The following is an 11,753-nucleotide window of genomic DNA, read 5'->3' as shown; positions in this document are numbered from 1 at the left end:
CCGCCCCCTCCTCCACCCCCGAGGACAACGCCGCCCCCTTCCGGGTCAACGTCCTCGCCGACAACTGGGGCAGCCCCTGCCGCCAGTGGTTCCTCTCCTCCCGCACCCCCTCCCAGGTGGCCCCGCCCCCGGACTCCGCCGCCCGCACCGGGAGCTGGGCGGCCGCACAGCACGCCGTCCCGGCCGGGCACCTGCGCCTGCAGCTGACCGCCCAGGGCACGAACCCCACCCCCGTCGTCCTGAACAACGTGTACGTGCGCATCGTCAGCACCCAGCCCGCGCCGAAGTGGAACGCCTACACGCCCGGCGCGGGCTGCGGCGGGGACCTCGCCCCGGCGTCCTTCGCGGTGGACCTCGACTCGCCCGCGCCGCATGCCGTTCCCGTCCCGGGCCGGGAGGGCACCAAGAAGACCCCGATCACCGACTTCCCCTACCGGGTCTCGGACACCGACCCGCAGGTGATCGACGTGGACGCCACCACGCTCTCCCAGGACGTCAGCTGGTACCTCGAACTGGTGTGGAACAACGGCATCAGCCACGGCACGCTGACCGTGAACGACAACGGCCGTCCCTTCCGCACGGTGGGCCTGCGTGGCGCGCCTAGCTACTTCTACAACGGCAAGGCCTGGGCCCCGTCCCCCGTCGAGGACTGAGCACCGGCCGTCGAGCCGGGCCGGCCACGAGTTCACCGTCGGCGGCGGCGCGCCCGGCACGTACACCCTCGACATCCGCGCGCCCGTGCCGGACGTCCGGTACGGGCGCGCGCAGGACCGGCACGGCTGGCTGCGGCGGGTGGTCCGATCCGCGCCGGTCCGAGGTCTTCTCTACGTCAACTCGCTTGACATAGCCTGCCGGGATGAGCGATCGCGTAGTCCCGGAACCGCAGCGGAGGCGGCGGCGCCCCACCAAGCAGGGCGTCGTCCTCTCCGCCGAACTGATCGTCGACACCGCGATCCGGCTGATCGGGCAGCACGGCGCCGAGGCGCTCACCGTACGGCGGCTCGGCGCCGCGCTCGGCGCCGACCCGAGCGCGGTCTACCGCTACTTCCACAGCACCGACGACCTGCTGCTCGCCATCGCCGACGAGCTCATCGGCCGGGCCCAGCACGGCTGGCAACCCACCGGGGACTGGCGGACCGACCTGCGCGCCATCGGCCTGCGCATCCACGCCAGTTACCAGGCCCACCCGCAGGCCGCGCTGCTCGCCGCCCACCGCACCACCGGCCGCACCCACGAGATCGCCGCCGTCGAGGCCATCCTCGGCATCCTGCGCACCGCCGGCTTCCCGGACGCGGAGGCGGTCCGCGTCTACCACGCCTTCGTCGACCAGAGCCTCGCCTTCGCCGCCCTGGACGCCGCGGCTCTCGCCCTGCCCGCCCCCGCCGCAGCGGCCGACCTCCAGGTCTGGCAGGCCTCCTACGCCCGCCTCGACGCCGCCACCCACCCGCACATCGCCGCCACCGCGCACCTCCTCACCGCGGACATGCGCCGCAGCGGCTACCCGTACGCCCTGGACCTGCTCCTCGACGCGGCCGGGGCCCGCCTCCGGTCGGCGGGCGCCGGCCACGACGGCTGACGACGCCACGCCGGGCCCGGCGGCCGGTGGCCGCGCTCAGTCCACCCCCGACCGCCGCCGACCACGCTCAGTCCACCGCGTGCACCAACTCCCCACCCACGTACGTCCGCAGCACCCGGGCCTCGGCGATCCCCTCCGCCGGCCCGGTGAGGATGTCCCGGTCGAGCACGACCAGGTCCGCGAGCCGCCCGGCCGCCAGCACCCCCGCGCCGTCGTGCCCGTTGACGTACGCGGACCCGGCCGTGTACGCGGCGATCGCGGAGCCCAGGTCGAGCCGCTGCTCGGGCAGGAAGATCCGGCCGTCGGTGGCCCCCGGCTCCATCCGGTTGACGGCCACGTGCAGGCCCGCCAGCGGGTCCGGGCTGCTCACCGGCCAGTCGCTGCCCGCCGCCAGGGTGGCGCCCGCGCGCTGCAGGTCCCCGAACGGGTACTGCCAGGCGGCGCGTTCCGGCCCGAGGAAGGGGATGGTCAGCTCGTCCATCTGCGGTTCGTGGGCGGCCCACAGCGGCTGGATGTTGGCGACGGCCCCCAGCCGCGCGAAGCGGGTCAGGTCGTCCGGGTGGACGACCTGGAGGTGGGCGAGGTGGTGCCGGGCCCCACGCCACCCGTTGGCGGCGCGGGCGGCCTCGACGGCGTCCAGCGCCTCGCGGACGGCGCGGTCGCCGAGTGCGTGGAAGTGCACCTGGAAGCCGAGCGCGTCCAGCTCGGTGACGTGTCCGCGCAGCGCGACCGGATCCACGAAGCTGAGGCCGGAGTTGGCGGTGGCGCAGCCGCAGCCGTCCAGGTACGGGCTGGTCATCGCGGCGGTGAAGTTCTCCGCGATGCCGTCCTGCATGATCTTCACCGAGCCGGCCCGGAACCGTCCGTGGCCCAACTCCTCGCGCCGCTGCACGAGTTCGGGGATCTGCTCGGCGCCGCGGTCGCGCTGCCACCAGAGCGCGCCGGTCACCCGGGCGGTCAGCGTGCCGGAGCGCGCCGCGGCCAGGTAGGCGTCGGACGGGTCCGGCTGGCCGTTGAACTCGCCGAGCAGCGCGTCCTGCCAGCCGGTGATGCCGAGCGAGTGCAGCAGCCGCTGCGCGCGCAGCAGGCCCTCCAGCCGGTCGGCGGCGGTGGACGGCGGCAGCAGCCGGGCGACCAGTGCGGTGGCGCCCTCCTGGAGCATGCCGCTCGGGGTGCCGTCGGGTTCGCGCTCGATCCGCCCGTCGGCCGGGTCGGGGGTGTCCCGGGTGAGGCCGGCGAGTTCCAGCGCCCGGGTGTTGGCCCAGGCGCCGTGGTGGTCCCGGTTGGTGAGGTACACCGGCCGGTCGGGGACGACGGAGTCGAGCAGCTGCCGGGTCGGCAGGCCGCCGTCGAAGCTCTCCATCGACCAGCCGCTGCCGGTGATCCACTCCCTCCCGGGGTCGGCCTCGGCGTACGCCCGGATCCGCTCCAGGTAGTCGGCGACGCCGACCGTCCCGGTGAGGTCGCAGACGGCCAACTCGGCGCCGCCGAACACCGCGTGGATGTGCGCGTCCTGGAAGCCGGGCAGCAGCAGCTTGCCGGTGAGGTCCACGACCTCGGTCCTCGGCCCGATCAGTTCCCGGACCTCGTCGTGTCCGACTGCGGCGATCCGCTCGCCGATCACCGCCAGGGCGCTCGCCCGGGTGCGGGCGGCGTCGCCGGTGTGCACGGGTCCGCGGGTGAAGACCAGATCGGCCTCGGTCATGGGTGGTGCTCCGTTCCTGCGTACGGTGAATCCGGTGTTCTGTCAGGGAGTCGGCGGAATTGCTCAGCTCGCCCGCTCCAGGAAGTACGGCGAGCGCCTCCGCCAGCGGGCCCAGGCCGCCGCCGGCAGCCCGCTGACGACCATCAGCGCCACCACGGACAGTTCGAACCACCCGTTGTCGGCGGCCAGTTCGAAGTGGTCGGTGGAATCGTAGAAGCTCCAGGCCAGGTAGCCGCCGACGACGAGCAGCGCCGCCGCGCCCAGCAGCGGGCCGACCACCGCGCGCAGGCCCTGCACCGGGTCGGTGCGCAGCAGCCCGCGGAACCGGACGGCGGCCGCGACGGCGGTCAGCGCGTAGTAGAGGGCGACGATGATGCCGATCGCGTTGACGGCGGCCGAGATCAGGTCGTTGACGGTCGGGATGGCCAGTGAGGCGAGGGCCAGCAGGACGGCGACGCCGGTGATCAGCAGGGTGCCGACGGCGGGCGTGGCGTGCCGGGGGTGCAGCCTGGTCCAGATCGGGCCGAGCACCTGGTCGCGCCCCATCGCGTACATCCCGCGGGCGGTCGGGATCACCGAGGACTGCAGTGAGGCCACCGCGGAGAACATCAGGGCGACCAACGGCAGTGCGGCGAGCGGTTGGTGGGCGAGCGTGGTGCCGAAGTAGGTCAGCCCGTGCGCGCCGTTGTCGGCCAACTCGCCCATCGGCAGCACCCGTTGGAAGGCGGTGCCGGCGAGGAGGAAGAGCAGCAGCATCACCACCAGGGCGAGTGTGCCGCCCCGGGAGGCGTCCCGCGGGTCGCGTACCTCCTCGCCGATGCTGAACACCGACTCGAAGCCCCAGTAGCAGAACACCGCGAGCACCATGCCCTGCGCGACGGCGTCGAAGGAGGGGATGTCGAAGGGGTTGTACCACTGGAGCGAGAACGGCTGGTCGCCCGCGAACAGCCCGTACCCGCAGAAGCCGAGCAGCACGGCGTACTCGAACACCAGCAGTGCCTTCTGCAGTCGGGCCGCCATGTCCAGCCCGCGCACCGCGATCAGTGCGGCGCCGACCAGGACCACCAGGCCGAGCAGGGTGCACTGGACGGTCGAGTCCGCGTCGAGGCGCAGGCCGGCGATGCTGCGCAGGTGGGCCTGGTCGAGCAGTTGGATGACCGACGAGCCGGTGACGGTCGTGGTGTACGCCATGAAGACCACGGTCCCCACGGTGTTCACCCAGCCGGTGAGGAATCCCAGCCAGGGGCTGAGGGTGCGCCCGACCCACCGGTAGCTGCTGCCGGCGTCCGGCTCCACGGCGTTCAGCCGCCCGTACCCGCCCGCGATGGCGAGTACGGGCAGGAAGGCCAGCAGCATGATCGCCGGGAGGTGCAGGCCGACCACGCCGGCCATCAGGCCCAGGCCGATGCCGATACTGCTGGTGGCGGCCGTGCTGGAGGCGGCGATCACCGCGCCGTCCAGCAGGCCGAGGGACTGTCGCATCACGACGTGGGAGCCGCTCGCGTCCGTTCTCGGAGCGTCGCCCGTGTCCTTCACCGTCGATGCCAACGGATCACCGCCTTGGTCGTGGGGGTGCACGTGGGTCGTGGGGTGCACGTGTGGGGGGACCCGCGCGCCGGAGGGGAGGCGCGGTGCGGGAAGTGCGAGCCATGAAACCGGCGGCACCGAAACACGTCAATGCCGTTGTCATAAGAGAGCAGCCAGCAGGACCACCGCCGCGAGCGGCCCCACGACGTCCGGTGGCACTTGCTGGAGTGGGGCGGGGCGGGCAGTCTGGTGGCGTCCGGTGCGAGCCCACGGGAGGGGAATAGTGGGTGGCACCCTCGGGTGGACTGCATGCCAGTTCGGTCGATCGTGCTTTCATTCCGTCAATCGGAGAGTACGATTCCACCGTCATATGGTCGTGCCGTTATCCCCGGTCGGATTGAATCATGAGAAATAGCCAACCAGACTCTCGTTCGGACGACGCCCAGGACGCTCAGGACGACGCGCAGACGCTGCGTCATCTCATGAGCTCCCTGCTCGCTTCCGATCCCGCCCCGACACCGGTTCTCAGCGACGACGAGCTCGTTGCCGAGGTTCGCAGGGCTGCCGCGGTATCCGACCCCGAATAACCACGTCCACCGGGCGGACAAGAGCGGACCAGGACAGACAAGGGCAGCACCCGCATTCAGGAATGACGCTGGTCAGCGCAATTCACGCCCGCGATCCGCATAGAGCTCTCCCAGCCGGTCCCGCAGGATCCGTAAGGTCCGCGAGGTGGAACTGCGGACCGTGGCCTGCGAACAGCCCAGGGTCCGGGCCGTCTCCTCGATGCTCAGGTCCTCCCAGTAGCGCAGGAAGACCAGACTCCGCTGTCTGGGCGCGAGGCCGGCGAGCGCGGCGAGCAGCAGGAGCCTGTCTCCGACGCGGGCGGCGTCCTCCGGGGCCGGATCCGGCTCCGGGAGCGGGTCCTGGATCAGTTCGCGGGACCAGCGGTGCCCCCTGCGCTCGCTGATGAACTGCCGCACCATCACCGTGCGCGTGTAGCCGTACAGGCCGTCGCGCCGATCCAGCCCGGCCCAGCGCCGGTAGACGGCGATCAGGGTCCGCTGCACCAGATCGTCGGCTTCGAACCAGTCCCCCACCAGCACGAACGCCGCGCGCCGAAGTGCCGGCCTGGACTCCTTGACGTACTGCGTGAACCCGTCGTCGAACGCCTCGTCCACTAGTCGTTCCCCCGCCATCCCCGCCGTTCCCCCGTCCAGAAAAAAAATCTCCCGGCTCCCGAGCAGCGCCCCCGCCGGTCCGACGCGTGTAGAAAGTGGAGCCGCTCACCACGACGTAGGAGATCTGCCAATTGGGCGCCACTGCCGAGCAGTCAACCAGGCCGACCGCTGACCCGCCAGCGATTCACAAACCGAGTTGGACTTCGGCTGCTGCGAGTTCCGACACGAAACGGAATTCCGCCGTCGACATGCAGCGACTTCCCCACCGCCGCGAGGTACCGACCTCCGTACTCATCAGGCGGGATTCACTCACAGTCTTCACGGGCCAAAGGGGTAAGGGATGAGAGCGTTCGAGGAAACGCCTCCGAGTAGGGAAGTTCCTGAATCCCTGCGCGCCATGGGGAGGCTGGTGTCGCCCTATGGCCTGGTCTCCCGGCTGACCTGGCTGCCCGTCACCGAGGGGGAGCCCGACTTTCCGATCTTCTCCGGTTCGCTCGGAAATCCGGGCGCCGTCCTCTCCGCCCAGGCGGAGTGGACACACGATCCGTCCTCCGGCAACTTCGACGGAGCCGGCGGGGCCCTGGACCGCGAGACGGCGGCGCACCTGGCCGCGGCGGAGTCCCTCGAACGGTACTCCTCCTGCGCCTGGGACTCGGCGGACATGATCTGGGCCACCGCGGCCGAGCTCGGCGACGACGCCATGCCGCCCTGGGAGTGGCCGAACTGCTCGACGAGCGAGCTCGCCGACCCCCGCAGCGGTCTGGTGCCGGTCGACCCGCGCGTGCCGCTGCGCTGGGTCGAGGGCTGGTCCTTCGCGCGCGGCCGCAAGGTGTACGTTCCCGCGGTCCAGGTGTATCTCAAGTGCTCGCCGGAATCGACGGCCGAGCGCTACCTGCACCCCGTCTCCACCGGGTGCGCCACGCACTCGGACCCGCTCGCGGCCGTCGCCAACGGGCTGCTCGAAGTCATCGAGCGGGACTCGATCGCCCTGACCTGGCTGCAGCGCCTGAGGCTGCCCCGACTGGAGTTCAGCGTCGATCAGTTGCTGCCCGAGCAACGGGAGTTCGTGACGCGCGCGTCCTCGGAGAACATCCGGACGCTGCTCTTCGACGCCACGACGGATCTGGGAGTCCCCGTCGTCTACGGGGTCCAGTTGGCCGACCACGACCCGGCTCTGGCCCAACTGGTGGTCGCCACCTGCGACGTCGATCCGGGCAAGGCGATCGCGAAGCTGTACCGGGAGGCCGCCTCGCTGCGCATCGCGCTCCGCTCGATGTCGGGCCGGGGAGCACCCGCCGAGGCTCCCGAGGACACCCTGAGCGTGATCGGTGGAGCGCTGCTGGCGGGGCCCCGCGATCAGCGGCACCGGTTCGACTTCCTACTGGAGGGCGAGCGCCCGGTCCGGAACCTGGCCGAGCTCTCCCGTCCGGCCACGGGAGCCCCCGCGCTGCCCTGGCTGCTGCAGCGGTTGGGCCGGGCCGGCTGCGAGGTCGTGGTCGTGGACATCACCACCGACGAGGCCAGGCAGGTCGGGGCGACCGTCGTCCGGGTCCTGGTACCCCAGCTGATGCCGCTCTCCTTCGCCCACCGGGCCCGCTACCTCGCCCACCCGCGCCTCTACCGGGCCCCCCGGGCCATGGGCCATCCGGTGCACGGCGAGGAAGACATCAACCCCTGTCCGCAGCCCTTCGCGTGAGGTCACGACACATGACGAATCATCGACTGCTGGTCCTCGCCTCGGGGTCGTTCGGCAAGAGCGTCGCACGCCGTCTGGACCGGACGTACCGGGTGGTGCTGCAGGAGATCGACGACGGGACGCATCCGAGCCTGTGGCCGGCCTCCGACGCGATCGTGCTCGCGACCTCCCACGAACGCCCCAGGATCGCCGAAGCCCTGGACCGGTCGTGCTTCGCCTGGCGCCGCCCCTGGTTCGCCGTGCACAGCAGCGCCACGGAGGTCCAGTGCGGACCGGTGGTGATCCCCGGTCGCACCGCGTGCCACCAGTGCTTCGCCCGCCGCCGGAGCCAGCACAGGCGCCCGGAGCACCCCACCGCGGCCACCGGTGACAGGTACCCGTCGGGCTACCCGGAGCACCACGTGGGGATCGCCGCCGGCTTCGCCCGCCAGGCCGTCCACGAGGTGTTCGGCGAGCCGGAGGGCGCCGGGATCGGCGGCACCGTACGGCGCTTCGACCAGGTCAGCGGGGCGACGAGCAGGGCCACGGTGGTCGCGGTGGACCGCTGCCCGCGCTGCCGCACCCGCTCCACGAGCGACGGGCTCTGGCGCGAGCTCGCCACGATCGGCGAAGGGCGGCTCCGGTGAGCGACCAGTCCGTGATCACCGCGGAGTCCATCGGCACGGCCGCACGGTTCGACCCGCAGCTGCGCGTTCCGCAGAAACCGCGGCTGCGCCGCGGGCTGGTGGTCAGCTGCGAGTCCGACCAGGTGGTGGTCCAGGGCCCGCCGAAGAAGCAGCTGTTCCGCGGCAGGTCGGCCACCGATCTGCTCCCCGGCCTCCTCGAACGGCTCGACGGCACCCGGAGCCACGGCGAACTGGCCGCTGAGCTCGGGCGGACCGAAGAAGTGGTCTTCAAGGCGCTCTCGCTGCTCTGGACCTGCGGCGTGGTCGAGGAGGGCCCGCCCGACGGCGCCCCGGCCGGGGAGATCGACGACGATCTCGCCGACTACCTGTCCCGGATCGGAAGCGCCACCGAGGCCAACGCGGCCTGGGAGCAGGCGGCCGTACGGCTGCGGACCGCACGGGTCGAGATCTTCGGCCCGCACGCGGTGTCCGAGCTCCTCCGGGCGGAGCTCGCCGGCTCGGTCCCGGCCACGACCAGCGACCACGCCCTCCCCTCCGCGGGGACCACCCTCGCGGTCTGGATCGACTCCTCACCGGACGGCTCCGCACCGGACGAAGCCGCACCGGACGACGCCGCACCGGGCGAAGCGCTCAGCGAACGCCGCCGGGTCCTCGCCGCCCACTGCTGGGACGAGGGCATCCCCCTGCTGCGCCTGCGGCTGAGCGGTCGGCGGGCAGCACTGGGCCCCTTCGTCGATCCTCGGACGACGCCGTGCCTGGACTGCCTCGTCGTGGACGACGAGACCGACGACCGTACGGCGGTCGACGGCGACCACGCCCTCGCCGTCGCACTGTTCGCCCGCGACCTGTTCGCGGCGGTCTCCCGGACGACACCCTCGCCGCTGCCGATGCGGTGGCGGTCGGTGGACCTCGAAACCCTGGCCCACCGGGACACCTCCTCCGCGACGCGGCCGGGCTGTCCGCGCTGTTCGATCGCCGAGGGGCCGACGGCGCAGCGCGCCTCTCTGGCGACCCGCTTCGAAGCCTCGGTGGCCATGCCGCCGAAGGAGTTCGCGGATCTGAAGTCCCATCAGATGCACTACAAGCCCTCCAACCTCGCACTGCAGCGGGTGTCGCGGACCTGGCCGGTCGCGCCGGCGGTCGAGCTGCCCGCGCCGCTGCACGACCGGTTGTCACGGCAGTGGCCCGCCTCGGAGTTGGACGCCGCCGCGCTCTCGCTGGTGCTGTCCGTCACCGCCGGGATCGCGTCGATCAGCGACGAACGGGTGGCCCGGTGGACCGCCAGCGGGGGCAACATCGGTTCGGTGACCGCGTACGCGGTGGTGCGCGACGTGCCGGGCATCGCCCCGGGGATCTACGGCTACGTGGCGACGGAACACCGCCTCGCCAGGCTGTCGTCCGGGACCGGCGCGGTGGACGGCGACTCGCCGGCGACCGTCGTCCTGAGCGGCGACTTCCCCAAGGTGGCTCGGAAGTACTCGGCCTTCGCGCTGCGCATCGTCCTGCTGGACAGCGGGTGCGCACAGGCGACGGCCCGCGAAGCGGCCCGCGTGCTCGGCCTCGGCCTCGCGTTGCGCCCGGACTGGGACGACGACGCCGTCGCGGCAGGGCTCGGGGTCGACCCCGACGTGGAACCGATCACCGCAGTCATCGATCTGGGAGGCGGCCGGTGAGCAGCCCGCACGACCTGGCAGGGGAACTCATCCGCGCCTTCAGGGCGCCCGGCCCCGCCGTTCCCGCCGCCGCCCGGAAGCGGTCGACGGCCAGCCCGCTCGGGCCGGGCGTTCGGTTCGAACCGGAGGAGCGGCCGCGGACGGACCTGTTGACCGCGCTGCGCACGCGCAGGTCGCAACGGTTCTTCGATTCCGGGGCCGTTCCGGCCGCCCTGCTGGCCGACGTGGTCGCCCGCGGGATCGAGACGGACGTCGCCTCCTGGCCGGACGAGCAGATGGAGTCCGCGTTGCAGGTCGACGTCGTGGCGTTCCGGCTGGAGGGGCTCGCTCCCGGAATGTTCGGCCTCGACGCCGGAAGGCGCGAGTACACCCCCGTGGCGCCCCTGCCGACGCCGGAGGCGCGCCATGACCTGACTCTCCAATGGGAGTTCTGTGAATCCGCCGCGATCGTCTCGGTCGCGGCGGACCTCGACCGGGTGAGCGAGCTGTACGGGGCGCGCGGATACCGCAGGCTCATGGGCCGGGCGTCCGCCGCCGCGTACACGATGTGGCTCGACGCCGTGGCCGCCGGCCTGGTCGGCACCGTCTTCGCGGGATTCATCCCCGCCTCGGTGCGCGGGCCGCTGCGCAGTGACGGCGCGAGTCGCCACCAGCTCTTCGCTCTCGCCCTCGGTGGCGCACCGGAGCAGCCACCCCACACACCCCCGGGGCCGACCGGTCACCGGGTGACGCACGGGAAACGAGAGGAGTAATCCCATGAACGATGCGACTCCGCTGGAGTTCGACCTGCACATCGTGGAGCTGCCGGAGGACGGCCTGTTCCTGGAGCAGGTCCCCGAGGGAGTGGCGCTGGGCACCTTCAGCACCACCTCGACCGCGGGGACGGCGTCCTGCCCCATCAGCAGCGCCGGCAGCGTGATGACCGCCAACTGCACCGGCTAGCCCGGGCAGAGAGAGGGGAAATCCCCATGACCGACCTGACCGACCTGGAACTCTACGTGCTCGGCGACCTCGAGGACTCCCTCGAACTGGAGACCCTCGCGGAGGGCAACGCCCTCGCGTCCGTCTCCACCGCGGGTTCGGTGGGCAGCGCCTCCTGCCCGGCCACCTCGGCGTCCTCGTTCACGTCGTTCTCCTCGTACACCTGATCCGTTGCCGGAGGTGCCCGGCAGCGGTGCGACTGCGCCGGGCACCTTCGGCACCGCCTCGAACCGCGTCGGCGGCGCCCCGCCCGAGCGGCGGCGCCGCCGGCGTCGTGACCGCCGGCTGACCGGCAGCCGGCCAACCCAGTGAAGGGAATCCATCCATGGTCGAGAACACGACCGACAGCCAGTTCGACCTCTACGTGCTGGAGGGCGAACTCGCCCTCGAAGAGCTGCCGCAGGGCAACGCCCTGGGCTCCTGGTTCTCCGCGGCCTCCGCGTCGACCGCGTCCTGCCCCGGCAGCTCGGCCGCGACCGTGGGCTCCGCCTCCACCTTCGGCTGACCTGACCCGCACCTTCCAGCTCTCCGAAAGGACATGACACCAGATGACCGAGAACACCACCGACGGCCAGTTCGACCTCTACGTGCTGGAGGGCGAACTCGCCCTGGAGGAGCTGCCGCAGGGCAACGCGCTGGGCTCGTTCTCCAGCGCGACGTCCGCGTCGACCGCGTCCTGCCCGGCGACCTCCGCCTCCAGCCTGACGTCGGCCTCCACCATCGGCTGACCGGACCCGGCGGGCGGCGTCGCGCGGACTGACGCCACCTGACGCCGTCCCGCCGGGTTC

Annotated in this window: 12 protein-coding genes and 1 pseudogene; 10 read left to right on the top strand and 3 right to left on the bottom strand. The window is 72.2% G+C overall.

Annotated features, from left to right (window positions below; genetic code table 11):
- Together OP86_RS20490 and OP86_RS20485 are read left to right on the top strand one after the other, a co-directional pair.
- Window positions 1–653 (top strand): annotated as a pseudogene (locus OP86_RS20490) (transcriptional regulator); the annotation flags it as partial.
- A 203-nt stretch (window positions 654–856) separates the two neighbouring features.
- Complete coding sequence (locus OP86_RS20485; protein WP_030257615.1) at window positions 857–1,576, top strand: TetR/AcrR family transcriptional regulator; 720 nt, start codon at window positions 857–859, stop codon at window positions 1,574–1,576.
- Window positions 1,577–1,643: 67 nt separating this feature from the next.
- Here the strand turns inward: OP86_RS20485 and OP86_RS20480 are convergent, their stop codons facing one another.
- From OP86_RS20480 to OP86_RS20470, 3 genes are all read right to left on the bottom strand, one after another.
- On the bottom strand, window positions 1,644–3,281 hold the full coding sequence (locus OP86_RS20480; protein WP_030059244.1) for an amidohydrolase: 1,638 nt from the start codon (window positions 3,279–3,281) through the stop codon (window positions 1,644–1,646).
- Between the two features lie 63 nt (window positions 3,282–3,344).
- On the bottom strand, window positions 3,345–4,763 hold the full coding sequence (locus OP86_RS20475; protein WP_051830332.1) for an APC family permease: 1,419 nt from the start codon (window positions 4,761–4,763) through the stop codon (window positions 3,345–3,347).
- 704 nt (window positions 4,764–5,467) lie between these two features.
- Window positions 5,468–5,989 carry a SigE family RNA polymerase sigma factor gene (locus tag OP86_RS20470; RefSeq protein WP_051830331.1) on the bottom strand — a complete coding sequence of 174 codons (522 nt, stop codon included), beginning with the start codon at window positions 5,987–5,989 and terminating at the stop codon, window positions 5,468–5,470.
- 409 nt (window positions 5,990–6,398) lie between these two features.
- Between OP86_RS20470 and OP86_RS20465 the strand changes: the two genes are divergently transcribed.
- The 8 genes from OP86_RS20465 to OP86_RS20430 all read left to right on the top strand — a co-directional run bounded on the left by OP86_RS20465 (window position 6,399) and on the right by OP86_RS20430 (window position 11,693).
- On the top strand, window positions 6,399–7,685 hold the full coding sequence (locus OP86_RS20465) for a YcaO-like family protein (RefSeq protein ID WP_234434944.1): 1,287 nt from the start codon (window positions 6,399–6,401) through the stop codon (window positions 7,683–7,685).
- Between the two features lie 11 nt (window positions 7,686–7,696).
- Complete coding sequence (locus OP86_RS33725) at window positions 7,697–8,311, top strand: TOMM precursor leader peptide-binding protein (RefSeq protein ID WP_051830329.1); 615 nt, start codon at window positions 7,697–7,699, stop codon at window positions 8,309–8,311.
- The gene (locus OP86_RS36735; RefSeq protein ID WP_051830328.1) at window positions 8,308–9,984 is read left to right on the top strand and encodes a hypothetical protein; all 1,677 of its coding nucleotides are present in this window, start codon (window positions 8,308–8,310) and stop codon (window positions 9,982–9,984) included. The genes OP86_RS33725 and OP86_RS36735 overlap by 4 nt, the downstream gene beginning before the upstream one ends.
- Complete coding sequence (locus OP86_RS36730; protein ID WP_051830327.1) at window positions 9,981–10,736, top strand: nitroreductase family protein; 756 nt, start codon at window positions 9,981–9,983, stop codon at window positions 10,734–10,736. The genes OP86_RS36735 and OP86_RS36730 overlap by 4 nt, the downstream gene beginning before the upstream one ends.
- 4 nt (window positions 10,737–10,740) lie before the next feature.
- Window positions 10,741–10,926: a thiocillin family RiPP gene (locus tag OP86_RS20445; RefSeq protein ID WP_030059254.1), complete on the top strand. Its 186-nt coding sequence runs from the start codon at window positions 10,741–10,743 to the stop codon at window positions 10,924–10,926.
- A 26-nt stretch (window positions 10,927–10,952) separates the two neighbouring features.
- Entirely contained in the window at window positions 10,953–11,132 is a 180-nt protein-coding gene (locus OP86_RS20440; RefSeq protein WP_030059255.1) for a thiocillin family RiPP, read from the top strand.
- 158 nt (window positions 11,133–11,290) lie between these two features.
- Window positions 11,291–11,470, top strand: coding sequence for a thiocillin family RiPP (locus OP86_RS20435; protein WP_030059256.1), 180 nt, complete (start codon window positions 11,291–11,293; stop codon window positions 11,468–11,470).
- Window positions 11,471–11,513: 43 nt separating this feature from the next.
- A complete protein-coding gene (locus OP86_RS20430; RefSeq protein ID WP_030059257.1) occupies window positions 11,514–11,693 on the top strand; it encodes a thiocillin family RiPP in 180 nt (59 codons plus the stop codon).
- Window positions 11,694–11,753 lie beyond the last annotated feature (60 nt).

Source organism: Streptomyces novaecaesareae (assembly GCF_000716875.1).
Lineage (GTDB): Bacteria > Actinomycetota > Actinomycetes > Streptomycetales > Streptomycetaceae > Kitasatospora > Kitasatospora novaecaesareae.
The sequence above is the reverse complement of the archived record's forward strand: the minus strand, read 5'-3'. Positions and strand labels throughout refer to the sequence as shown.